This window comes from Limnothrix redekei LRLZ20PSL1 (genome assembly GCF_043235035.1).
In the GTDB taxonomy this organism is placed as follows: domain Bacteria; phylum Cyanobacteriota; class Cyanobacteriia; order CACIAM-69d; family CACIAM-69d; genus CACIAM-69d.
In genome coordinates this window covers 1-21872 of record NZ_JAZAQF010000044.1, presented here as the reverse complement: position 1 = coordinate 21872, position 21872 = coordinate 1, and the positions used below count along the sequence as shown (strand labels likewise).

Genomic DNA, 21872 nt, shown 5'->3' with positions numbered 1-21872 from the left:
TATGATAAAACCGTCCTGAAAGCAGCCATGGCGATGCCCTCGTGATTCCCTCCCAAGACCAGGACTGGACATCTGATAACGGGTTTGATGATGTATATCGTCAGGCCTGTGGTGGCAGCATCGCCGCGATCGTCCAGATTCTGAATCAGAAGTTGGCTTCCGACCAAATTCGCACCCGCGCCATCATTGCGGGTGGTAGCTTGCAGTTGTTGTGTGAAGCACCCACAGCGGAAAACCTCGATCGCGACCATACGGTCGAGCGGGTTCGCGCCATCCTGGAACAAGTGGCCCCCCGAGGAATTCGCAAAGTCACCCTCTATGCCCGTCTCGTGCAAGAACAGCAGCTTTTGTGGCTAGAGGCGATCCAGCGAGAACCAGAGGATCTGTTGTGGTCAGAGCTGATGATCCTGAAGCGATCGCACTGGTTCCGGTGGGTTTTTCGCAATCTCACCTCCCGCCAACGAGACCTCAACCTACCCACCCTTGGATCCACCTTGCCCGCCAAGGCCGCCCGCACCCAATTTTGGGTTGGAGCCGCCGGGGGAGCGATCTTGAGTGTCTTCTTGCTGGGGTTAATGGCCTGGAATTTGAAATGGATCACCATCGGCAGCCCGCCGGCCACCTCCACCGCCAGCACCACCAATGATCCCTTTGTGAAAGCCGTGCGTTTGGCGGAAACGGCTGCCATTGGGGGGCAAACGGCCAAAACGCGCCAACAGTGGCTAGAACTGGCGACTCAGTGGCAAGCCGCCGCCGACTTGATGGAGCAGGTGACCCCAGACGATCGCCGGGCCGCCACCGCGCGCGATCGGGCCCAACGTTACCGCCAAAACAGCCAACAGGCCCGCCAACAGGCCGAGTTAGCCCCCGCTGCCTTGCCCTAAGGCCTGTCGCCATTTCCTAGGATCCGGCGGAAACGATTGATTGCCCACGTCCCAGTCGTCGTAACAAGGGGCTTGAGCATCTTGTCCCCCACGATTTGCCAACGGTGGAATCAGGGTTTCAGGCGATTTGACGACACGCCCTAACTTTTGCCCTAATTCTTCTGTTGCAAAATCCTGGGGACAAAGGTTGATTAATGTTGACCTTATGTTGGGAAGTTGCGGTCATCATCCGGCTAGGCCACGATGGCAATGTAGTGCAAAATTCCTAGGATTGTGGGGAGTTGGTCGAGGTAGTAGGACTCCCGATCGATGGCAATGCAGTAATGGTCGTTGGGTATCCGCATGAGTTGCAAGAAACGCCAAATTTCTCCGGTGGTTACGCAGCCGAAAAGGGGCAAGGGCAATCTTGATTTCTGATCTGGGCGATCGATATTTGAGCGATCGATATTTGGGGGATTAATAATTGATGGCAACCATTGGGAATTAAATTTTTGATTAAATCGGACATATTTCCCTAACTCCTGACTGATTCGCGGGAGAGCGCGATCGCTAAGATAGAATGGTGATTACTGTCAAACTTGCTATGGTTGACTACAAATTGTTGACTGCAAGAAGTTGACCATGAAAAGTTGACTTCAAGAAGTTGACTGCAAAACTCAAAACCCGATCGCTCCGGCCAAATTGCTCCTATGCCTATTCGGCACTTTTCCGCGCGATTGAGTGCAATTTCCATGTTTATCGATCGCGCCTTCAAAGTTGATGATGCCAATATCAACAGCGTAAACCGTGCCTATACCCCTGAAGAATGGCAGCGCTTCGGAGCCGCCGAACACGATCGCGCCACAGGTTTACTGCTAGATTACGAAGGCATTGTCTTACGAGCCGCTTTAAGTGAATTAAATTCTGTGGTGGAGTATGAGTTGAAGTGGGTGGTGAGGTCAATTTATCAAAAAAAATATGGTTCCCATCGCGACTATCGCCGCAAACTTTCCCACAAGACGATCGCAGAAATCTATCGAATTATTGAGCATGAATTTCAGGTCGAAATAGAAACGTTGCCAGGTTTTCAGGAAGTGGAAGCCATGCGCAAAGTGGTGAATGCTTATAAGCATGATGATGGCTATAGCGGTCAATATCAACCGTTCTTAACCATTTCAATTGAAAAAAAATACGAATTAGATATCCAGATGGTTCGGGACTATCTGCAAGCCGTTGAAATATTTTTGCAAGCCCTGCCCGGTGAACGATTGCAATTGGGGCAAGATGTGCGGATTAAACCCATTCGGAATCCGGCGGGTTTTGGCGAATAGTTTGTCGGGTTTGCGGTTGTCATGATGAATTGGTAACGCTAACCAGCAATGGCAACCAGGCGTGAAAAACAGCCGTAAAGAACAGCCGTAAAGAACAGCCGTAAAAACCAGTCCCTAAAATCAGAAATGACGACCAACCATTAACCGGGGAGCGCGATCGATCACCGCCAACTCCCCGCGATCGAATAGATATCAAACCAATGAGGTTTCCCTCAACGTCCCCAATCAGGTGGGAACCAGTTCACCGGGCCGCAGCCGGGCCCAACGGCCTTGGTCAGCCGTGAAGCTTTGGCAACCCACCACATCCCACTCCATTTCAATCTCGTTGTCACGCGGTCGGATGTTGACATTAATGCTGGGTTCGATCGGCTCAAAATCTGGGGAATCCGTCAAATGCGCCTGTTGATGTTGGGCTTCAACCGCGTGGTAAGTCGTGCAGCGATCGATATGGAGGCAGTTGATACAAATGCACATGGCTTGGGCACTCCTTGGCTATTCAAACAAGGCCCGGCGAGCGATCGCACCAAAGACCACCACGGTTCGATCGCAGCCCCAGTTTTAATCTAGCTTGCGCCCATCGCAATAGACATCTCGCCTCCTTCCCAAGCTATGCCATTCTAGAGAAGACAACTCATCAGGCGATTGTCATCAGGCGATTGTCACGCTGGGGGCGGTTTTTGCCCACTAGCGATGTCCAGGTTCTCGGCTCGACAGCGTTGTTTCGTTTTGTTTAGGGATTGTTTAGGGATTGTTTAGGGCATTGATCAGAAGGCTCATGGGCGATGATCAAGCGATGACCAAAACCGAGACCAAAACCGATCGCCAAAACGGTCATCGGCAAATTTGCACGAAACACGGCCAGTTCGGTCGTGTCAGCCTGGACTGCGGATGAAGCCAACTTCGCCGCGATGGTGCAGGAAGTTCCCTGATTGCTAGCATTTTGCGGCAATGGTTTAGGGAAATCGTGACGGTGGTGTCGAGCCATTCGTAGGGTCGTTAATGTACGAGCCATTCATAGGGTCGTTAATGTAGTTGATGCAAACCTTGTTGCGGGCGCGCGTAACGCGGTTGATCCAACAGTGGCTTCAGCGAATTCCGGTTGTCAGGACAGCGATCGAATACTTAGCTGCGGTCAATGTGGCGGCGGACGATGGGAGCAATCTCGATCGTATGTCCTATGAAGGCTGGCAAAATCGCTTCCTGCTAGCTCGGGTTCGGTTAGCCTTCGGGTTAGGGCTGCTGATTTCCTGGAGCTTTGCGGTGTTAGACCTGGCGCGATCGGTCTTGCGCCAGGAAACCCTCAGTTGGGATAACGTGGCCGCACGGTTGGCCACCCTGGTCAGTCTGTTGGGGTTTTGGTATTTATCCGACACCCGCTGGGGAGCGCGCCATCTGCGGGTTCTATTTTTGGGATTTTTATTTTCCTTCCAAATCGTCCCCGAGACTTGCCAGGTTTTGTTGTCGCCCGTGACCCTGAACCGGTTGCCCCCGCGTCTGTTTGGGTGGGCCTTTGGTTTTTTTGCCCAAGCGACATTAATTCCGGCGCGCTGGCCCCTGCATGTGTTGTCCCAAGCCTTGGCGTTGGTACATTCCTTTGGGCTGCGGGAATTGCTCGGGGCGGCCATTCGTTCTTCACCGATCCAATCGCGCTTTGGCCTGTTGTTGGAGCTGTTTTGGATTTGTGTGGTTTGCGATTTGTCGGTTTATCTCTATGAACGGCTGCAGCGCGCGGAATTTAGCGCCCGCAGCAAGCTAGCCGATGCCTACGAGCAAGTGGAGGCGGCCGAGGCCAAATATCGCAGCATTTTTGAAAATGCCGTGGAGGGAATTTTTCAGTCCACGGTGGATGGATCTTTTATCAGCATGAATCCTGCCTTGGCGCGCATTTTGGGCTATGACTCGCCGGAAGCTGCGATCGCGGGAATTACGGAAATTGCGAGTTTGTATGCGGATCCCAAGCGGCGGGATGAGTTTTGCCACATTCTGGCCACGGATGGTCAGGCGATCGCCTTTGAATCTCAAATTTATCGATCGGACGGCTCCACCACCTGGATTGTGGAAAATGCCCGAGCGGTCTATGACGTGCGGGGGCAAATCATTGGCTATGAGGGCACGGTGGCCGATGTCAGCACCCGCAAGGCGGCCGAGGTGGAAATTCGCCGCGCCCTGGAAGCCGAAAAAGATCTGAACCGCATGAAATCCCAGTTTGTGTCCATGACCTCCCACGAATTCCGCACGCCCTTAACCACCATCCTGGCCTCGGCGGAAGCCCTGGAGCACTATGGCGATCGGTGGGGGCCCGACAAAAGTCGCAACTATCTCCGCCGAATCCAAACCATGGTGCATCACCTGACGGAATTGTTGGAGTCGGTGTTGGTGTTGGGGCAGGCGGACTCGGGGCGGTTGCAGTTTCGGCCGGGGCCCGTTGACCTGGAAGGGTTCTGCAACGGGTTGGTGGAGGAAATGTCTTTGAACCTGAAGGCAAACCAGGCGATCGAGTTTCGAGTGGTGAACCGAGGGGCGGCGGCTCCGGTGTTGGCTATGGACGAAAAGCTGCTGCGGCACATCCTGTCTAATCTGCTGTCCAATGCGTTGAAATATTCCCCCAACGCCAGCACCACTCAGTTTCGGTTGGTCTATGCTCCAGAGTCTGTGCGGTTTGTCATTCAAGATCAGGGCATTGGCATTCCCGCAGCCGATCGGGAGCGTCTGTTTGAGTCCTTCCACCGGGCTGGCAATGTGGGAACCATTCCCGGGACTGGGTTGGGCCTGGCGATCGTCAAGCGATCGGTTGACTTACATGGGGGACAAATCCAAGTGGATAGCACCGAAGGCGTGGGAACCACCTTCTCGGTCACCCTACCAGTCACCCCCTGGCAACCGCTCAGCAGTGAAGAAGATCACCTCGAAGCTTGAGCCTTGAGGCTTGAGCCAATCTTGAGCTTTGAAGGCGGCTGGCAGACCACAGCGGCCGTGATCTACCGGGTGCTGTTTTGACTCAGGCCGGCTAGGTTCAATCCTGGAAAGGAAATCCATAAAATGGGTGGCCATTGAGTTCATCGATTCTTTGTGCACAACGCATCGGGTTAAGGGAGCGATCGCCGTGACCAAAATTTTGACCATCGAAGACGAGCCGGATGTTCGGGAAATTATTCTCGATATTTTGGAAGCCGAGGGGTATGAAGTGGCGGGAGCCGCTGATGGCAATGCTGGCGTTCGTTTAGCCGAAGCCTTCCAACCCGATTTAATTCTGTGCGATGTGATGATGCCGGAGTTGGATGGTTATGGGGTGCTGGCGGCCCTGCGCCAATCGCCCATTACCGCAACAACTCCCTTTGTGTTCCTGACGGCCCGCACCACCAAGGGTGATGTGCGTCAAGGAATGCATTTGGGAGCTGATGATTATTTAACGAAGCCGTTTACGCGGGATGAACTGTTGGGGGCGGTGGCTGCTCGGTTGCAACGGCAATCGGCAACCCAGAAGCAATCCCAAGAACAGCTTGATGCGTTGCGCTATAGCATTGCGTTTTCGCTGCCCCATGAGTTGCGAACGCCGCTGAATGGCATTGTGGCCACGTCACAGTTCATGCTTGAAGAGTTGGAGGATTTGGATCCCGAAGAAACCCGCGAGATGCTGACGGATATTCACAATTCGGGTCAGCGCCTGTTTCGGTTAATTCAAAACTTTTTGCTCTACGCGGATTTGGAGTTGGCGGCTCGGGATCCTCAGCGGTTGCATGAGTTGCGACAACTGCAAGTGGAGAGTCCAGCGGCAATGATTGAAACAACGGCACGCCGACAGGCGCAGGACTGGGCGGGGCGATCGGCTGATTTGTCGGTGCAGGTGGTGGATGCGATCGTGGGGATTTCGGAATCGGCGCTGCAAAAAATGGTGATTGAGCTGGTGGATAATGCCTGCAAGTTTTCGCAGCCGGGCCAGCCGATCGCGGTGTTTGCGGAAATTCAGGGCGATCGCTACCAGTTGGTGGTGAAAGATAGCGGCCGGGGCATGACTTCGGATCAGATCAAATCGGTGGGGGCCTATCAACAGTTCGATCGCAAGTTGCATGAACAACAGGGGTCGGGTTTGGGTTTAACCCTGGCCCAGCGCCTTTGCACCCTCTATGGGGGAACCCTGACCATCACCAGCCAACCGGAAGAGGGCACAACGGTGCTGGTTGAGTTGGGTGTGCAGGGGTGATCGACACCCTAAGAACGGAACTGAAAAGCGGGATTGGGTTGCCTCCATTGCTCAACGTTACAACCCGGCTGTGATTGTTACGACCCGTGACCCAGACTGTTACGATGCAGGTGGTTTGGCGGCGCTGAGAATGGATTTCAAGGCAATCTGTGGGCTTTTACAGGGAGCGATCGTCCTATTGTGGTCGCCCTGTTGTGATCGCCCTTTCCTGACTGGTCAGCCTTGAACCATCGAGGGTCGCTGGCTGTTGTGCTGTGTTGGAAATGGCTATGTCGTCGGACTCACCCAAGTCGGTTGGAACCGAATCCACGAAGGGATCGTGGCGGCGGGCGATCGCCCGTCTGCTGCGGGGCCTGATTCGCTTGTTGGACTGGGCGGCGACGGAACTGGAAACGGAGTCGGCCTTGCCCCCGGCCACCTCAGCGCGATCGCCCCGGCTGACTCCAGCCAAAGCGGGCCATCAAGTTTTAGGTTGGGCCCGCCCTTGGTTGCCCGAATCCCTGCGGAAGCTGTCCGATCGCAACCTGACCATTGCTCTGTCGATTATGGGGGGCGTGGTGTTGGTTGCCGCGATCGCCATTTTCCCGCCCAAGTTTCAACCCGCCACGGTGGCTCAGCAACCGCCGGAGTCTCAGCCTGCTCCTCTCAAGCCGTTGATTCCCACCCTGTTGGAACTGCCGCCTGATGCGGAGGAATCGGAACTGATCGCCCCCTCTGGCAACGGAACGGCGGGATCGGAGTCCAAGCCTCAGACGACGGAAATTCCTGATCAGACCGCCGCAGAACCCGTAGATGTGGGAGTCTCCGAGACGGCCCCGGTTCCTAGCATGCCGCCCAAACTGGAGCGATCGCCGGAACAACAATTGATTGCGGCGATTCAGGATGAAACCAGCGAAATTGCCACTCGCTACGGCGATCAGGCGTTGGTGGATTCCATCCAAGCGGACTTCCGTGCCAGTCGGCTGATTGTGACGGTTCCGGCTGATTTGTGGTACGGGTTGGGCGATCGCAATCAGGATCGGTTTGCGGCGGATTTATTGAAGCGATCGCGCCGTTTAGATTTCAACAAGCTGGAGCTACAGGATCGAGAGGGGCAACTGTTGGCCCGCAGTCCAGTGGTGGGCGATCGGGTCGTGATCTTTCAGCGATCGGCCGATGGCGAGAGCACGAGTGGTGCTTAGGACAGCCCCGCCACCCATTGTCCCAACAGTAACAGCAACCAGTTGGCGTAGGGCAAACTGCTGAAAATGGCCCCCTGACGCGATCGCCCCCGCAGCCATAACACCCAGCCCCCCGTTAGCCCAACAATGGCCACCGGAGGAAACAGGGCGATCGCGACCCACGCCAGCCCGGCTCCTATGGGGGCCGCTGAATTGGCCTGGGCGAAGAGAGACGGCGAAGCCACCGCAGCCAACAGCCCCGGAGGCAGCAAGGCCCCAAAAAATAGGCTGTTGGCAATCAACACAAACTGAGCAAACCCGCGCATGGCTTTTGTCTTTCCGCCGCGCAACGGAGTACGCAGTCTTGTTCTCGGATTTTGCCTCCAAAGTGGTTCAGCCAGCAAGGGGCGATCGCTCCGGTTCAAACACTGGGAAACAGGTTGCAAGCTGGAGAGACCAGCCTCGATCGCGTTCAACTGGGTTCCCAATGCCCCAATAGCAACAACTCCCCCGGTTCGTGAACCAAGAGAGTTGTTGTTGATTTGATCTTGGCTTGGTTGATGGTTGATAGTTGTTGGTCGGCCAGGGGCAATCACGCTAGATCTGCACCCCGGCTGACCAAAACCACTGACCAATCCGATTGACCAATCACTGGATAAGAACGATCGAAAAAGGTTGATCGAATCTTACTTGACCGAAGCCTTTGCGCCAGCGTCTTCCAGTTTCTTCTTGGCTGCTTCGGCATCGTCCTTGGAAGCGCCTTCCTTGACCACCTTGGGAGCAGCTTCCACCAAATCCTTGGCTTCCTTCAGACCCAAACCGGTCAGTTCGCGCACCACCTTCAGCACGGCAATCTTCTTGTCGGCGGGCACTTCATCGAGCATCACATCGAAAGCGGTTTTTTCTTCCACTTCTTCAGCAGCCGCAGCGGGAGCCGCCATCATCATCATGCCGCCAGCGGGAGCCGCAGCGCTCACGCCGAACACGTCTTCGATTTCCTTAACCAGTTCAGCCGCTTCCAGCAGGGTCAGCGACTTCAAGCTTTCAATGATCGATGCGACCTTCTCAGACATGGATTTGCTCCTTGCAATGGTTGAACAGCAATAACAGCAACGGGTGAAACCAATACAGTCGATCGGGATCGTCGGCTTGTGGGCCAAAGCCCTAGGCCGCCAGGCGATCGAACTGCTCGGTTCTGAAACGATCGCCTAGGCGGCTTGCTTCTCGGAAATTGCCTTGATTCCACGAGCCAGCATCGAAGGCACTTCCTTGACACCGACCGCGATCTTGGTGGCCAGGCCATTGATCCCACCAGCGATTTGAGCAATGAGTTGCTCCTTCGAGGGCAGGTCGGCAATTGCCTTAACCTCGGCCTGCGTCAGGGCGCGACCTTCCATCACACCGCCGCGCAGCTCGGTCTTCTTCGAGGCCTTTTGGAAATCTTGGTATGCCTTCAGGGCAGCACCCAGATCTCCCTTCAGCAACAAAAATGCCGAAGTACCCTTCAGAAACTCCGTCATGGGCTGCCAGTTGGCATCATCCTCAACGGCGATCCGCATCAGCGTGTTTTTCGTCACTTTGCAAACCGCGCCGCTCGCAGCGATGCGATTGCGTAGATCCGACAATTCAGCAACCGACAGACCCGCGTAGTCGATCACTGCCACCATTTCGGTTTCAGTGAGCAGCGACTTCAGATCCGCGACAATTGCTTGCTTGTCCTCCAGCGTGCGACCCATTCGTCATCACCTCCTTTCGGTTTGTCGCGCAGTCTGGAAACGAGAACCCCCTCGACGGTCAGCCAAAGACGGGTCGAGGGGGTTCGATTTGACAGCCAAACAGCACCCTGAGCGGGTAGCGAGTTGGCTCAAAACAGAACAGACCTCGGTGGGGATTGATTAAGCGATCGCGCAATTGCGAACGCACCCACTGTCTTTGGTTGTTGGGTTTTGAAGCTAGGGTTTTGAGAAGCGACTGCTGGGCCGCTAGTTCAACATCGAGGAGATCTTGGCTGTTGATTGGCACCGCGATCGAGCCAGATCAACAGCCGAAGCTTGGATTCGCGAAGGGGCAAATATCCACCCCAGCACCGCCCGTTTATGCAGCGTTATCGCCAATCTTCAGGTCACGCAGGGCAGCCACATCTACTTCTACCGACGGCCCCATGGTGGAGGTCACGTAGATGCTGCGCCAGTAGCGACCCTTGGCACCCGAAGGACGGTTGCGATCGATCGTCTCTTGCAACGCCTTCAGGTTCACCAGCAAATCTTCTGCCGTAAAGGCGGACTTACCGATGCCCACGTGGACAATACCCGTGCGATCGGCCCGGAATTCCAGCTTACCAGCCTTGAACTCCGAAATCGCCTGAGGCAAGTCGAACGTCACCGTACCACCTTTCGGCGACGGCATCAAGCCCCGGGGACCTAACATCCGACCCAACTTCGCCACCTGGGGCATCATGTCGGGCGTGGCGATCAGGATGTCAAAATCCATCATGCCCTTTTGAATTTCTTCAATCAGGTCTTCGGAACCGGCAATATCAGCGCCAGCGCCCGTTGCTTCTGCGACCTTTTCCCCCCGAGCAATTACTGCCACCCGCACGGTTTGACCCGTGCCCTTGGGCAGGGCCACAGTGGTTCGCAATTGTTGGTCCGTGTATTTCGGGTCAATTCCCAACTTGATGTGGGCTTCCACCGTTTCCACAAACTTAGCCGTGGCCAGTTCCTTCACCAGTTCCAGCGCCTCCACGGGCGCATAGGGACGCGGTTCCACCTTGGCCATTAGCTCGCGCATCCGGCGCGAAATCTTACGAGTCATGAATTAAAACACTCCTTCGGGGTCATTAGCGAAGAGGTGATCTTCTCCCCCAGATGGTTTTCAGCAAATCTGTCTGCGATCGGTTAATTATTCAGTGGATCAGGAGTCGATCGAGCCGACTGCCCCAACCGAACCCATGGCCCCTAATCGACGATCGTCACGCCCATGTTGTTAGCCGTCCCTTCGATGATCCGCATCGCGGCTCCCACATCGTTGGTGTTCAGGTCAGGCAGCTTGGTTTGGGCAATTTCCTGGAGCTGGGCGCGGGTAATTTTGCCCACCTTTTTAGACTTCGGATCGCTCGAACCGCGATCGATGCCAGCGGCCTTGCAAATCAAAACGGAAGCGGGCGGCGTTTTCAGAACGAAGGTAAAACTCCGATCTTCAAACACCGAGATTTCTACCGGAACCACCAGCCCAGCCTTGTCGGCCGTGCGGGCGTTATATTCCTTGCAGAACATCATGATGTTGACCCCATGCTGACCCAGGGCAGGCCCGATCGGGGGAGCAGGGGTCGCTTTGCCGGCGGTAATCGCCAGCTTAATGATTGCGACGACTTTCTTAGCCATTCGTTTATTGCGCTATGGGACGAGCTAGCTTTGCTTTTGAACTTGGTTGAACTCCAGTTCAACCGGGGTATCCCGACCAAAAATCGACAGCAAAGCCTTCAGCTTGCTGCGTTCGGGACTCACTTCAATCACCTCGCCTTCAAAATCCTTAAACGGCCCAGACAAAACCACAATCTTGTCACCGGCCGCCATATCAATTTTGATGACGGGTTCTTGCTCCTGGGCCTGGCGGAAAATGCGCTCGACTTCAGCGGGACTCAGGGGTACGGGCTTGACATGGCCGCGCCCGCGACCTTGGCCGCGCCGTTGTTCTGCCCCCACAAAGTTAATCACGTTGGGGGTATTCTTCACAACCATCCAGGTTTCGTCGTCCAGATGCATCCGCACCAGGACATAGCCGGGGAAAACCTTCTCATCGCCATGCTGACGGCTACCGTCTTTGCGCATTTTGACAGTGGGGGTTTGGGGAATTTCCACCTGCAAAATTCGTTCGGCCACGTCAAGGGTTTGCACCCGTTGTTGCAGGTTCATCTTGACGCGGTTTTCACAGCCGGAAGCCACTTGCACGGCATACCAGCGAGCACGACGGGCTAAAACCTTGGGCGCTTGCTCTTCGGTTTGTTCGTCGCTGTCGTAGAACTGTTCGTCGCTCAGGCTCATTGGAACACCTGCTTTGCGATCCAAGTGAAGAGGTTGTCAACCAGATAGATGGCTGTGGCGGAGAGAACAACCATCAGCACCACCGCCACGGACTCACTGATGAGTTGTTGGCGACTGGGCCAAACGACTTTGTTGAGTTCTTCGCGAGTGCCGCGCAGAAACTCGGTGGGGTCGAATTTTTCGTTATCTGGGGCTGGCGATTCCGCTGGTTTGCTCACGGGTGGGTTCCTCTGTTGACCAATGCTCCTTAGGATGGGGACTCGATCGCACGGAAGACCAAAGGCTGATGGGCCATAGGGCCACAGACTGGCTCCGGTGAAGAGGCGTTCGATCGGTCGTGATACCCGGTTGGTCGATCGGGGCTGATCGGAAAACACGCCTCATGAGAATCTACCCAAAGACCTCTTGCCGGTGATGGCGGTCAGCCTTTGGGTAGATTCATCGGCGATGAATGCCAGCGCGCCCTGGAGGACTCGAACCCCCGACATCAGGTTTTGGAGACCTGCGTTCTACCGACTGAACTAAGAGCGCACGTTTGGACGTTTTCTCAGTTTAGCACTAATCGAGGCCGGTCGCTCAAAAACCATTTGAAATGGATGAACCGATCGAACGAAGATCCGGGGAGGATCTTACTTCTTGCGATCGAACCGTTCCTTGATGCGGGTTGCCTTACCAATGCGCTGACGCAGGTAGTACAGCTTGGCACGACGGACTTTACCACGGCGCACGACTTTGATATTCGCGACGCGGGGCGAGTGCAGCAAGAACACGCGCTCTACGCCAACACCTTGGAACACCCGACGCACGGTGACGGTTTCGTTAATCCCGCCGTTGCGCATCGCGATGATGGTGCCTTCGTAGGGCTGGACGCGCTCTTTGCCGCCTTCTTGGATCACAACACCAACTCGAACCGTGTCCCCGATATAAAGGACGGGCAGGTCTGATTTGAGTTGCTCAGCTTCGATTGAGCGGATGACTTCTTGCGCGTTCATGACTGGTTCAAAAAACCACAAGCACACATCTTAGCCGCTGAACAGTCATTTCGTCTAGCTTGGTTTGGCTTTTTTCCGATCGAGCCTCGATCGTCCCCCTTGCTCGATCGGCCCTCTACACTGAGGAAAACATATTAGGATGCGGGACAATTCCCCTCGGTGGCACTGGGGAGGAGAGCTGAACAAACCATGGAGCAAATCCTGAAAAGATCACAGCAACTGGTGCAAGGACTGCGATCGCCCTTGGGGTCGGCCATGGTCTTGTCATTTGTGGTGCATTTGGCGGCCTTGCCCCTGCTGGCGGACTGGAATCCGGCCTCACCCTCCGAGGACGAGCGCAAAGTGGCCCTGCTGGAGCTGACCCCCGAGGAGTTGCAAGAGCTGCCGGCCTTTGCCCGGGAAGCGGCTGCCCAACCCCAAAATTCAACCGGCCTGACCAATCCCCCCAATTCCAATTCCGGAAGCGCCAACGATCTGTTCAATCGCTTAGGCTTGGGCAGTCCGTCGCCGTCTGTTGGTAGCGGAGCCGCCGTCGATCCCTTCAATACCTTTGGTGGTGCGGCGGGTAACCGGGGCCGTTCCAACGGCGATCGGGCCACGAACCGGTTTGAGAATAATCCCAACAGCAACCCCTATAACAACCCCTATAACAACTCCTACATCAATCCCTATAACGATTACGCTGGCTGGGATCAGTTCCAAAATCCCCCCCCTCGCCCCAACGGTGGCGATCGCGGTCGTCGCGGCCGCCAGTCCAATGGCCAGTCCCGATCGCCCGCTGTCGCAACCCCCGCCACCGCCGCCGATCGCCTGGCCCAGTCCACCGCCAACGTTGCGATTGCCCAATTTCGAGATCAATGGCGAATGGCGGCCGGCCTCCAGTCCCTGGCCAGCGGCCTGAACCCGGAACCGACCGATCGCCCCGGTAACTACACCTTCAATCCGAATCTGGTGAGCAGCAACGCCACCCAAGGCCGCCTGAGTCAACTGGCCGATTGGGTGAAACGGGTCAACGATCTCCCCATGCGCAACGCAGATGGATCCCTGTTGCCGGGCACGGGCAAAGAATTAAACGGCGTTTTCCGCGACATGCTCACCGTCGGAGACTCCATTCAAAAGAAAGACACCCCGATCCAATGGCGCAAATTTGCTGACCTGCGGGCTTGCACCACCCTGAGCGCCAACCCGCCCCAACCGATTCGCTTGGTTGCCTTGGTGGGCGATCGGGGATTGGTGGCCCCCGGTTTGAACCCCGTGCGGTTGGTGCAAAGCTCCGGCTACTCAGCCTTGGATGACGAGGCGATCGCCTTTTTGACCCAACAGCTCACCGGCAAAAAACTCTCCGATCGCCCGGGCTATCTCATCCATATCTACACCCTGACCTATCCCCCTTGTCGCGCCGCCAACCCCGACCCGACCCCTAGCCCCACCTCTAGCCCCACGCCCGACCCCACACCTGGCCCCACATCCAGTCCCGCACCCACCACCGAAAGCCCCGCATCACCCTCCGGCGAAAACCCGGACTCCCCTAGCCCATCGCCCTAGGACTGCCCCATCCGCCACGACCAACCTTGCGCTATTCCTGCTGTCTTCAGAGTTCTGGAAACCGTTCTAGCGAGATTGCTCAACAAAACACAAAACCCGTTGCCCCAAGCGATCGCCCCTCGCCAGAGTCAGCCGACTGAGTACAATCAACCCACCTCCCTACTCAGGATTCTGCGAGAACTCTGAAATCGTAATGGCAACCAGCATTTTTCAATTCAGACAAAAAGATCGCCGTCCCTGGCTGCGGGTCATTCTGCAACTGCGCGGCTCCGTTGTGCCCACCATTGCGCCCCGCGTGCTGCTTTGTGGAACCTTTGCCGCCGTCGTCAGTTGGCTACATGCCCTGAAAGTTCCCGTGGCCCAACCGGGCTGGGCAAATTTAATTCCCAGCGTGGTGCTGGGTTTGCTATTGGTTTTCCGCACCAATACCGCCTACGAACGGTTCTGGGAAGGGCGCAAACTCTGGGGCGGAATTGTTAACACCTCCCGTAACCTGGGGCGACAAATTTGGGTGGCAATTGATGAATCAACACCGGAAGTTCGAGAGCAAAAGATCTCAGCTTTGAATCTCATTGCTGCCTTTGGCATTGCCACCAAGCAGCATTTACGGGGGGCATCCGTCACGGAAGCGGTTGCGGATTTGGTTGAGCCGAATGTGCTGGCCAATTTACAAACCACGAATCACGCACCCATTGATTTATCGGTACGAATTGCCGCTTTTTTAGAAGAGCAGCGCGATCGCGGTAACCTCAACCCCTATCAACTGGCTTCCATGCACCGTCTGCTTGATGTGTTGGTGGATTCCCTGGGAGGTTGCGAGCGAATTTTGCGAACGCCCATGCCCTTTGCTTATGCCATTCATTTGCGGCAATTGCTATTAATTTACTGCTTAATTTTGCCTTTTGAATTGGTGTCCAAGGTGGGTTGGTGGACAGGATTACTCGTTGCCATCATTTCTTTCACCCTATTTGGAATTGAAGAAATTGGCGAAGAAATCGAAAATCCCTTTGGCACGGATCCGAATGATTTGCCGCTAGATGCCATTTGCAACACCGTTCGCCAAAACATGCAAGATTTGACCACTCTGAATCCCCGGGAAGCCAATGCCCGGGCATTGGTAGATAACAGTTTTCAGTAGCCGTTTTTGCTAGGGCGGAATCTAGGTGGGGTGGCAAGGCTGGGGGACAAGATTTAAGGAACAATTGCAATAGTCCCAATCGTTCCAGATGGATTCTGGTTTTCCATGACCCATCACGTTTCTGCTTGGCTCGATCGCCTGGCCCTTTGGCTGCCGGGGACTTTTGAAAATCGGGAACAGGCCCTGGCGGATCCCACTTGGTATGTGGGTGTGCGGCTGTGGCATCGATCGATCGGGGTCTTTGGGCCCGGCCACTTGGGGATTTATGCGGAACAAGCCAGCGCCCCCACCTTTGCCAAAATCTATCGCCCCAGGGTGTTTCAAATTTCTCCCACCTCTGATCCTGATTTTCCGCTGGCGGTGGCCTACTTTGCCCTGCGACAGCCGGAGCGGTGGCGCGGCGCGGGTTTGGATCCCGCTATTTTGGAACCCTTGACCTTGGCGGACTTGGAGCCACTGCCCGGTTGCCTGTTGCCCATGGCGGTTCTGGCAGAGGATGCAGGTTTCCGGGCCCAGCTTCCGCCCGATCGGCGTTGTTGTTTCCAGGCCGATGGGCAATTGCGCCAGGTGAGTTTGGGGTTTGAGGTGCGATCGGGCGAATTTCTCAGCTACGACAAGGGCATCGATCCCGACACGGGCAAACCGATTTGGGGGGCAATCATGGGCCCATTTCGCTATCGGCGCGTTGGCGATTAAGATGCGATCGCGGGGAGCCACTGCAACGAACTGCAACGGTCATCCGCTGTGGTCAGTGGTCAGCCTTTCCCTCGCCATTGTTGGGATCGATTTTGATTCGCTCCTATAACCATTCATTCCTTTCAATCCTTACGAAATCCCCGATTAATCACACCATGACCCAAGTGTCTGAAGCGATCGCCCCCGCTGCTGATTTGGTGACCCTTGGCCGTTGGATGGCCGCCGACTTCAGCAACCAAGCCCAAGCTTTTGAAAATCCGCCCTTTTTTGCCCATATTCGGGTCTGTATGCGGCCTCTGCCGATCGCCTTGCTGGGTGGCATTAGTTTCTATGTGGAACAGGCCTATGATTACGCCCTCAACCAGCCCTATCGCGTGCGAGTGTTGAAGTTGATTGAGGTGAATGGGCAAATCCAAATTGAAAACTATGCCGTTGCCCATGAGCAGGAATTTTTTGGTGCTTCTCGACAGCCCGATCGCCTGCAAGCGCTGACGGCCGATCGCCTGGAGCGGCTCTGTCATTGCAATTTTTTGGTGAGCCGGACGGGGCAAACCTTCACGGGCCAGGTGGAACCCGGCAAGGCCTGCATGGTCACGCGCAAGGGCAAGGAAACCTACTTGGATAGCCAGTTTGAAATCACAGCCGATCGATTTGTGAGCTGGGATCGGGGTCGTGACCCGGAAACCGATGAGCATGTGTGGGGTGCGGTGGCCGGGCCCTTTGACTTTGTGAAGGTGGCCAGCTTTGCCGATGAGGTGGTGGCTCCCTAGGGCGATGTGGCAGTGGGGAAGGGCGATCGATCTCCACGGTCGGCTTTCCCTGCGCCAAAATGATTGCCATCAGTTCCGCAGCGCTGGGCGACGGCGGAAGCCTGAGCGGGCTGCCTTGACTGTTTTCAGTGCGTGGCTCCTCTGTTTTTGGGGTGGCCGCTCGACTTCGATCAATCTCGATAATTAATGTCCATCCGATCACTCCTGCGCTGGTTTTTATTGGGGTTGCTGTTGCCGCTGGCGTTTTTGAACGGCTGGATGTTGCTTCAGGTCTTCAATTATTTTCAGTCCCTGCTGTCTGCCTTTGTGGTGGCCACGCTGGTGTCCTTTCTGTTGGACTATCCCGTGCGGTGGCTGGAAGCGCAGGGAAAACGCTGGCGTGTGCGGCGGGAATTTGCGGTGTTGGCGATCGTCCTGTTGACCTTGGGGATTGTGGGTCTGTTGGGGCTAACGCTGGCTCCGGTGCTCTATGACCAATTTGCTGCCTTTGCCAATGGGTTGCCCGGTTGGGTGGCTTCGAGTCGGCAACAGCTTGAAAACCTGTCTAATTGGGCCATTGCCAAGCGGCTCCCGATCGACCTTCAGCAGTTGGGAACCCAGGCGATCGCCCAATTCTCAGCCCAAATCCAAAACCTAACCACCCAACTGGTGAGCCTGTTGGTGCAAATGGCCGGGCGGGCCTTTGATGCCCTGATTGCGATGGTGCTGGCGGTGTATTTGCTGTTGCGGGGCGAGCAATTTTGGGATGGTTTTTTTAGTTGGTTGCCGCCCGAGCGACGGGAGCAGGTGCGCCAATGTTTTCGCCAAAATTTCCAAAATTACTATGCCGGCCAAGCGGCTTTGGCCACCACGATCGGGGTGGCTATGGTGTTGCTTTTTCTGGTGCTGCAAGTGCCGTTTGGGTTGCTGTTTGGCCTGGGCATTGGGGTCATGACGCTAGTGCCCTTTGGCGCGGGGATCAGCATTGTGGTGGTGAGCTTGCTGTTAGCGGTCAAGAGTTTTTGGCTGGGGCTACAGGTGCTTTTGCTGGCCTTTTTGGTGGATCAAATTATTGAAAATACGGTTGCTCCGCGCCTGTTGGGGCAATTTACGGGGCTGAATCCAGTTTGGGTGCTGTTGTCGTTGTTGGCGGGGGCTAAGGTGGGTGGTTTGCTGGGGGTGGTTTTGGCGGTTCCGTTGGCGGGAACGATCAAAAGCGCGATCGAACTGTGGCGATCGCCCAACCATGGCTGGACTTTGGCAACCGATTCCGCCTTGCCCGTCAAAACCGCTCGACCCGATCGCCCAACATAACCCACGCCCGATCGCTGAGGGTTGGGCCGCAGGATTGTGGAAAGCTGAAGCGCTGAGTCTCTCCAGGCTCCTAGGTTGCTACAACAAATCTGGTTGCTACAACAAATCTGGTTGCTCCAACAAATCTGGTTGCTACAAATTGATGGCCTAGCCTGTTCCTCAACGCTCGACCCTCAACGCTTGATTCTCAACGCTCAATCCTCAATCCTCAACGCTCAATCCTCAAATCGCTGGACAGCGAGCACCGCATTCTGGCCGCCAAACCCAAACGCAAAACAAAGGGTTCGATCGACATGTCGGGCGATCGGGGTTTGCAGCCAAAACCCGGCAAATTCTGGATCCTGCAATCCCACCGTGGGCGGCAACTGGCCGGACTCGATCGCCAAAAGACAAAACGCAACTCCCAAGGCACTGGAAGCCCCCAGCGTATGGCCGGTGGCTCCTTTGGTGGAACTCACGGGCGGTTGTTGGGGAAAAAGATCTTGAATTAACTTGGCTTCCTGGGCATCATTCAGCTTGGTGGCCGTGCCGTGGGCGTGGATATAGTCCACCTGTTTCGGTCGCCAGCCGCTACGCTCCAGGGCCCAATGCACCGCAACCCGAGCCGATCGCCCCGTTGGATCCGGCGCACTGAGGTGATAAGCATCGGTGCTGAAGCCGGCCCCTAAAATTTCTCCATAGATTTTGGCTCCGCGCGATCGGGCCAGGTCGGCCGCTTCCAACACCAACAGAGCCGCCCCTTCTCCCAACACCAGCCCCTCGCGCGATCGGTCAAAGGGATAGGAACCCGTGGCCGCCAGGGCCCCCATTTGGGCAAACCCCGCCAAAGTCAGGGGCGTAATCGGGGCTTCCACGGCTCCCGCCAAGACCCGATCGCACCAGCCTTCCCGAATTAAGTCCGCTCCCCGGGCGATCGCGCTGATCCCGGTCGTGCAGGCGGTCATCGGGGCCAACAGTGGGCCCCCTGCCCCCAATTGTTGGGCGATCCGCACCGCTGGGCCGTGGGGCAAATGACTTAACCATTGATCATCCAAGGGGCGTTCCCCGGCGGCGTATTGCTCCAAAACTCCCTGATAGCTGCGGCTGGATCCCACACAAACCCCCAACCGTTGAGCTGGTTGATTCAGTGCTAACCAAGATCCCGACTGCAACTCAGAGCCGGTTGCATCTGCCCAGGCCGCTGCACTGGTGCGATCGATCAGATGCGTCAAGTCAGCGGGTTGGGCCTGGGCCTGGGAATTTACTGCTTGGGAATTTACTGCTTGGGAATTCACTCGCGAGCCAAGCAGGGCGATCGGGCGAGGTGGAATCGCTGTAAAGGGCTGATGCCACTGAATCGCCGATTGACCGGCCAGGAGCGATCGCCAGGTTGATGAGCGATCACCCAAGGCCGACATCAGTCCAATACCCGTTACCACCACCCGCCGCACAGTGAACTCAGCAATGGTTTAAGGCGTGGTTTTCAGATTTTCCAGACCTGCCGTGACGCTGGCTTTTTCAATTCGATCGCCCTGTTGCACCTGGTCGATCGTCTCCATGCCCTTGGTCACATAGCCAAACACCGCATAGCTACCATCCAACGGGGTTAACTCCGCCAGCGCAAAGTAAAACTGCGACGAGGCAGAATCCGGCGACATCGATCGCGCCATGGCCACCGCGCCCCGCTTGTGGGTTAAAACCGGCACTTCTGCAATGCCCAAATCGGGGAACGTCGCACTATAAACTGGCTGGGCTTGACCCTTGGGCTTAATTTCCAGGGGAATGGTGCGCTCGCGGCCCGTTTTGGGATCCGTGAAACCGCTCATCCCTAACTCCGTGATCGGAACCTTGGGATCCTTGCTGCGCGGGTCGCCCCCTTGCACCACAAAGGGCACCGGTTCCCGCACCACCCGATGGAACATCAAGCCGTCGTACACCCCACGGTTCACCAAATCCACAAAATTTCCGGCTGTGATGGGTGCGTTGGTGCCGTCCACCTCAATTTCCACCGGTTGACCCTTGATGGTCATGGTCACGGTTGCTTTTTCGGTTAGCTGGGGCAAACCGGCGGGCAACTGGGCCGGTGTGGCGGCAACCGACGGCGCGGGGGTGCTCACTTGGCGACTATCGGCCGGTTGGCCAGCACAGCCTGCGATCGAAAAAACCAGCAACGCGGCAATCGAAGCCAGCCATAGCCCCCGGAATGCTTTGGCGCAGGCTTTCATACAGTAGGTTGCTAAATAATTCATTGTTACAGACCCTCCAGCGGCACACCCAGAAACTTGGCCAAGGCGGCCCCTTCCGTTTCCAGTGCCGTTAAGGATAGGGGTTGGCCCACACGGGTTAGGGGAACATCGCGCATATTTTTCACTCGCAGATACAAGGCCCGACGAGGGTTAATCCCTTCCTTGAGGTCTACGCGCACGGATTGAATCGCGCTCAGGTCGCAGGTGAGCTTCACTTCACGATTTTTGCCGGGATAGCCCCAGCGGAAAATGGTGGCTTTACCCGTGGTGCGATCGAACTCGTTATAACCACCGCCCACGTTCCAGCGAATGGTTAACCACAGATAGGTGGCCAGCAGTGAACCGGCAGTGCCATACAGCCCCATCACCAGTCCTTGGGGGACAAACACGAGCTTGGTGGGGTCTGAGAACAGCAGCAGATTCACGCCCAGGTAGCTCGACAAGCCGGCAAGCAAAAAGCCCGTAGCGCCGATGGTGACGATCGTGGCGATCGCATAGCTACTGAGACGGCGCGCGCCGACAATCTCCGTCCGCAACAGGCGATCGGATTGGGGATCGGTGGAGACAGTCATAGGTGTATGGCTTAAAAATTGCTTGTGTATCGAAAACAGTTGCGGGAATGCAGGGGGGAACGCAGGGGGGATGAAACGCTTGTTTGCCCCAAACTGCTGGCTCAGACCGGCCATGACTTGAGTGGGCCCGGTTGTTCGATCAGGAACCGTCCCTTCAACAGTCTAAGCAAACTTGGCAGATTCCTAAAAATCTTGGCGAAAGACAACGATCCAAAAATGGCTGAAAAACATTAAGCATAATTACTTATTTTTTCTTAACAAAGGTCTTAGATTGGGGGAGATGACAAAAATCGCAACAGCGCGATCGCCCGGAGCCGCAAACTCGGTGATCGTGACTTGGCGCTGAATCGCGATCGGGCTGCGAGATTGACCACCCATGGGCTGTGGATTGGCATGGGAATTGGCAGTGGTCTGTTACGGAGCCGTGCGTTGATCCCCGCAATTCTTAAATTAGTCTGAAGTTGATCGGAAGGGTTTCCGCCGCCCGTGATCCCGCCAGCGGGCCCGATTGACGCGATTCGCCTGGGTTTGATCAACTCCGTTACGAGATTCCCCACCCCCCGATCGCCCCTTCAATTATCATGAGACTTGTAATCGATGTGATCGTTTGACTAAGTACTGGAAACCAGTCCAAATTTTCTGATTTGGCTGCCAGACTTGCGATCGCCCTACCCTCACCCGAAATGAGTGTGGTAGGTTAAGAAAAATTAACCGATCTCAGCAATCGATGGCATCGGCAACGGCGCTCTTCTGGGTGGAAGTGCAACTCATGCCCCAACCCCCTGCGGATTTTCACCGTTGCCCAGGCCCCGATCGCGAGACGGGTCAAAATTCTACGGAACCGGAAGTGCTTCAAACCCGCCTCACGACCGTAGATATCGCAATTTTGAACCTCTGTTAACAGATAGAGAGGAACTCCATGACCATCGCAGTTGGACGCGTGGGCACGGAACGCGGGTGGTTCGACGTAGTGGACGACTGGCTGAAGCGGGATCGCTTCGTCTTCGTCGGCTGGTCGGGTCTGCTGCTGTTCCCCTGCGCAT

Annotated in this window: 25 protein-coding genes, 1 tRNA gene and 1 pseudogene; 12 read left to right on the top strand and 15 right to left on the bottom strand. The window is 55.9% G+C overall.

Annotated features, from left to right (window positions below; genetic code table 11):
- Positions 1–41: 41 nt before the first annotated feature.
- Positions 42–884 (top strand): hypothetical protein, encoded by an 843-nt coding sequence (locus tag VPK24_RS07770; protein ID WP_393011897.1) that lies wholly within the window; start codon positions 42–44, stop codon positions 882–884.
- A gap of 689 nt (positions 885–1573) precedes the next feature.
- Positions 1574–2194, top strand: a complete 621-nt coding sequence (locus VPK24_RS07765) for a hypothetical protein (protein ID WP_393011895.1) — start codon at positions 1574–1576, stop codon at positions 2192–2194.
- A gap of 225 nt (positions 2195–2419) precedes the next feature.
- Here the strand turns inward: VPK24_RS07765 and VPK24_RS07760 are convergent, their stop codons facing one another.
- Together VPK24_RS07760 and VPK24_RS07755 are read right to left on the bottom strand one after the other, a co-directional pair.
- Positions 2420–2668: a Ycf34 family protein gene (locus VPK24_RS07760; RefSeq protein WP_393011893.1), complete on the bottom strand. Its 249-nt coding sequence runs from the start codon at positions 2666–2668 to the stop codon at positions 2420–2422.
- 256 nt (positions 2669–2924) lie between these two features.
- Entirely contained in the window at positions 2925–3206 is a 282-nt protein-coding gene (locus tag VPK24_RS07755) for a hypothetical protein (RefSeq protein ID WP_393011891.1), read from the bottom strand.
- A gap of 23 nt (positions 3207–3229) precedes the next feature.
- Here VPK24_RS07755 and VPK24_RS07750 point away from each other — a divergent pair, with 23 nt between their 5' ends.
- The 3 genes from VPK24_RS07750 to VPK24_RS07740 all read left to right on the top strand — a co-directional run bounded on the left by VPK24_RS07750 (position 3230) and on the right by VPK24_RS07740 (position 7576).
- Positions 3230–5110 carry a sensor histidine kinase gene (locus VPK24_RS07750; RefSeq protein WP_393011889.1) on the top strand — a complete coding sequence of 627 codons (1881 nt, stop codon included), beginning with the start codon at positions 3230–3232 and terminating at the stop codon, positions 5108–5110.
- A 187-nt stretch (positions 5111–5297) separates the two neighbouring features.
- Positions 5298–6395 (top strand): hybrid sensor histidine kinase/response regulator, encoded by a 1098-nt coding sequence (locus tag VPK24_RS07745; RefSeq protein WP_393011887.1) that lies wholly within the window; start codon positions 5298–5300, stop codon positions 6393–6395.
- 263 nt (positions 6396–6658) lie between these two features.
- Positions 6659–7576: a hypothetical protein gene (locus tag VPK24_RS07740; RefSeq protein WP_393011885.1), complete on the top strand. Its 918-nt coding sequence runs from the start codon at positions 6659–6661 to the stop codon at positions 7574–7576.
- Here VPK24_RS07740 and VPK24_RS07735 read toward each other — a convergent pair.
- From VPK24_RS07735 to rplS, 10 genes are all read right to left on the bottom strand, one after another.
- Positions 7573–7881, bottom strand: coding sequence for a hypothetical protein (locus VPK24_RS07735; protein WP_393011883.1), 309 nt, complete (start codon positions 7879–7881; stop codon positions 7573–7575). The two genes, VPK24_RS07740 and VPK24_RS07735, sit on opposite strands and share 4 nt — an antisense overlap.
- Before the next feature lie 360 nt (positions 7882–8241).
- Positions 8242–8628, bottom strand: coding sequence for a 50S ribosomal protein L7/L12 (gene rplL / locus VPK24_RS07730; protein ID WP_393011881.1), 387 nt, complete (start codon positions 8626–8628; stop codon positions 8242–8244).
- A 135-nt stretch (positions 8629–8763) separates the two neighbouring features.
- The gene (rplJ, locus tag VPK24_RS07725; RefSeq protein WP_393011879.1) at positions 8764–9291 is read right to left on the bottom strand and encodes a 50S ribosomal protein L10; all 528 of its coding nucleotides are present in this window, start codon (positions 9289–9291) and stop codon (positions 8764–8766) included.
- A gap of 358 nt (positions 9292–9649) precedes the next feature.
- The gene (gene rplA / locus VPK24_RS07720; protein WP_393011877.1) at positions 9650–10369 is read right to left on the bottom strand and encodes a 50S ribosomal protein L1; all 720 of its coding nucleotides are present in this window, start codon (positions 10367–10369) and stop codon (positions 9650–9652) included.
- A gap of 143 nt (positions 10370–10512) precedes the next feature.
- A complete protein-coding gene (gene rplK / locus VPK24_RS07715) occupies positions 10513–10938 on the bottom strand; it encodes a 50S ribosomal protein L11 (RefSeq protein ID WP_393011875.1) in 426 nt (141 codons plus the stop codon).
- A gap of 24 nt (positions 10939–10962) precedes the next feature.
- Entirely contained in the window at positions 10963–11598 is a 636-nt protein-coding gene (gene nusG / locus VPK24_RS07710) for a transcription termination/antitermination protein NusG (protein WP_099534245.1), read from the bottom strand.
- Entirely contained in the window at positions 11595–11816 is a 222-nt protein-coding gene (secE, locus tag VPK24_RS07705) for a preprotein translocase subunit SecE (RefSeq protein ID WP_393011872.1), read from the bottom strand. Before secE ends, nusG begins: the two co-directional genes overlap by 4 nt.
- Positions 11782–11982: a hypothetical protein gene (locus VPK24_RS07700; RefSeq protein ID WP_143473101.1), complete on the bottom strand. Its 201-nt coding sequence runs from the start codon at positions 11980–11982 to the stop codon at positions 11782–11784. The genes secE and VPK24_RS07700 overlap by 35 nt, the downstream gene beginning before the upstream one ends.
- A gap of 74 nt (positions 11983–12056) precedes the next feature.
- Positions 12057–12129 (bottom strand) — tRNA-Trp (locus VPK24_RS07695).
- Between the two features lie 98 nt (positions 12130–12227).
- The gene (rplS, locus tag VPK24_RS07690; RefSeq protein WP_393011870.1) at positions 12228–12590 is read right to left on the bottom strand and encodes a 50S ribosomal protein L19; all 363 of its coding nucleotides are present in this window, start codon (positions 12588–12590) and stop codon (positions 12228–12230) included.
- A gap of 189 nt (positions 12591–12779) precedes the next feature.
- Here rplS and VPK24_RS07685 point away from each other — a divergent pair, with 189 nt between their 5' ends.
- From VPK24_RS07685 to VPK24_RS07665, 5 genes are all read left to right on the top strand, one after another.
- Positions 12780–14135, top strand: a complete 1356-nt coding sequence (locus VPK24_RS07685) for a hypothetical protein (RefSeq protein WP_393011868.1) — start codon at positions 12780–12782, stop codon at positions 14133–14135.
- A 193-nt stretch (positions 14136–14328) separates the two neighbouring features.
- The gene (locus tag VPK24_RS07680; protein WP_393011866.1) at positions 14329–15273 is read left to right on the top strand and encodes a bestrophin family protein; all 945 of its coding nucleotides are present in this window, start codon (positions 14329–14331) and stop codon (positions 15271–15273) included.
- A 105-nt stretch (positions 15274–15378) separates the two neighbouring features.
- Positions 15379–15969: a chromophore lyase CpcT/CpeT gene (locus VPK24_RS07675; protein WP_393011864.1), complete on the top strand. Its 591-nt coding sequence runs from the start codon at positions 15379–15381 to the stop codon at positions 15967–15969.
- A gap of 155 nt (positions 15970–16124) precedes the next feature.
- Entirely contained in the window at positions 16125–16739 is a 615-nt protein-coding gene (locus tag VPK24_RS07670; protein WP_199291651.1) for a chromophore lyase CpcT/CpeT, read from the top strand.
- A gap of 186 nt (positions 16740–16925) precedes the next feature.
- Positions 16926–18032: an AI-2E family transporter gene (locus VPK24_RS07665; RefSeq protein WP_393011862.1), complete on the top strand. Its 1107-nt coding sequence runs from the start codon at positions 16926–16928 to the stop codon at positions 18030–18032.
- A 215-nt stretch (positions 18033–18247) separates the two neighbouring features.
- Here VPK24_RS07665 and VPK24_RS07660 read toward each other — a convergent pair whose 3' ends face one another.
- The 3 genes from VPK24_RS07660 to VPK24_RS07650 are packed head-to-tail and all read right to left on the bottom strand — an operon-like array spanning position 18248 to position 20829.
- Positions 18248–19462, bottom strand: a complete 1215-nt coding sequence (locus VPK24_RS07660; protein WP_393011860.1) for a beta-ketoacyl-ACP synthase — start codon at positions 19460–19462, stop codon at positions 18248–18250.
- Between the two features lie 18 nt (positions 19463–19480).
- Positions 19481–20260, bottom strand: coding sequence for a peptidylprolyl isomerase (locus VPK24_RS07655; RefSeq protein WP_393011858.1), 780 nt, complete (start codon positions 20258–20260; stop codon positions 19481–19483).
- Positions 20261–20262: 2 nt separating this feature from the next.
- Entirely contained in the window at positions 20263–20829 is a 567-nt protein-coding gene (locus VPK24_RS07650; protein ID WP_393011856.1) for a photosystem I assembly protein Ycf4, read from the bottom strand.
- A gap of 727 nt (positions 20830–21556) precedes the next feature.
- Between VPK24_RS07650 and VPK24_RS07645 the strand changes: the two genes are divergently transcribed.
- Positions 21557–21730 (top strand): hypothetical protein, encoded by a 174-nt coding sequence (locus tag VPK24_RS07645; RefSeq protein ID WP_393011854.1) that lies wholly within the window; start codon positions 21557–21559, stop codon positions 21728–21730.
- Between the two features lie 18 nt (positions 21731–21748).
- A pseudogene (locus VPK24_RS07640) lies at positions 21749–21872 on the top strand (photosystem II D2 protein (photosystem q(a) protein)); the annotation flags it as partial.

Bases quoted from the DNA above. Each gene is read 5' to 3' on its own strand.
- rplA (WP_393011877.1), bottom strand. From the start codon at position 10,369: ATGACTCGTAAGATTTCGCGCCGGATGCGCGAGCTAATGGCCAAGGTG.
- rplS (WP_393011870.1), bottom strand. From the start codon at position 12,590: ATGAACGCGCAAGAAGTCATCCGCTCAATCGAAGCTGAGCAACTCAAA.
- rplJ (WP_393011879.1), bottom strand. From the start codon at position 9,291: ATGGGTCGCACGCTGGAGGACAAGCAAGCAATTGTCGCGGATCTGAAG.
- VPK24_RS07765 (WP_393011895.1), top strand. From the start codon at position 1,574: ATGCCTATTCGGCACTTTTCCGCGCGATTGAGTGCAATTTCCATGTTT.
- VPK24_RS07740 (WP_393011885.1), top strand. From the start codon at position 6,659: ATGGCTATGTCGTCGGACTCACCCAAGTCGGTTGGAACCGAATCCACG.
- nusG (WP_099534245.1), bottom strand. From the start codon at position 11,598: ATGAGCCTGAGCGACGAACAGTTCTACGACAGCGACGAACAAACCGAA.
- VPK24_RS07750 (WP_393011889.1), top strand. From the start codon at position 3,230: ATGCAAACCTTGTTGCGGGCGCGCGTAACGCGGTTGATCCAACAGTGG.
- VPK24_RS07755 (WP_393011891.1), bottom strand. From the start codon at position 3,206: ATGGCTCGTACATTAACGACCCTACGAATGGCTCGACACCACCGTCAC.
- rplK (WP_393011875.1), bottom strand. From the start codon at position 10,938: ATGGCTAAGAAAGTCGTCGCAATCATTAAGCTGGCGATTACCGCCGGC.
- VPK24_RS07675 (WP_393011864.1), top strand. From the start codon at position 15,379: ATGACCCATCACGTTTCTGCTTGGCTCGATCGCCTGGCCCTTTGGCTG.
- rplL (WP_393011881.1), bottom strand. From the start codon at position 8,628: ATGTCTGAGAAGGTCGCATCGATCATTGAAAGCTTGAAGTCGCTGACC.
- VPK24_RS07670 (WP_199291651.1), top strand. From the start codon at position 16,125: ATGACCCAAGTGTCTGAAGCGATCGCCCCCGCTGCTGATTTGGTGACC.
- VPK24_RS07735 (WP_393011883.1), bottom strand. From the start codon at position 7,881: ATGCGCGGGTTTGCTCAGTTTGTGTTGATTGCCAACAGCCTATTTTTT.
- VPK24_RS07700 (WP_143473101.1), bottom strand. From the start codon at position 11,982: ATGAGGCGTGTTTTCCGATCAGCCCCGATCGACCAACCGGGTATCACG.
- VPK24_RS07760 (WP_393011893.1), bottom strand. From the start codon at position 2,668: ATGTGCATTTGTATCAACTGCCTCCATATCGATCGCTGCACGACTTAC.
- VPK24_RS07650 (WP_393011856.1), bottom strand. From the start codon at position 20,829: ATGACTGTCTCCACCGATCCCCAATCCGATCGCCTGTTGCGGACGGAG.
- VPK24_RS07685 (WP_393011868.1), top strand. From the start codon at position 12,780: ATGGAGCAAATCCTGAAAAGATCACAGCAACTGGTGCAAGGACTGCGA.
- VPK24_RS07655 (WP_393011858.1), bottom strand. From the start codon at position 20,260: ATGAATTATTTAGCAACCTACTGTATGAAAGCCTGCGCCAAAGCATTC.
- VPK24_RS07665 (WP_393011862.1), top strand. From the start codon at position 16,926: ATGTCCATCCGATCACTCCTGCGCTGGTTTTTATTGGGGTTGCTGTTG.
- VPK24_RS07645 (WP_393011854.1), top strand. From the start codon at position 21,557: ATGGCATCGGCAACGGCGCTCTTCTGGGTGGAAGTGCAACTCATGCCC.
- VPK24_RS07680 (WP_393011866.1), top strand. From the start codon at position 14,329: ATGGCAACCAGCATTTTTCAATTCAGACAAAAAGATCGCCGTCCCTGG.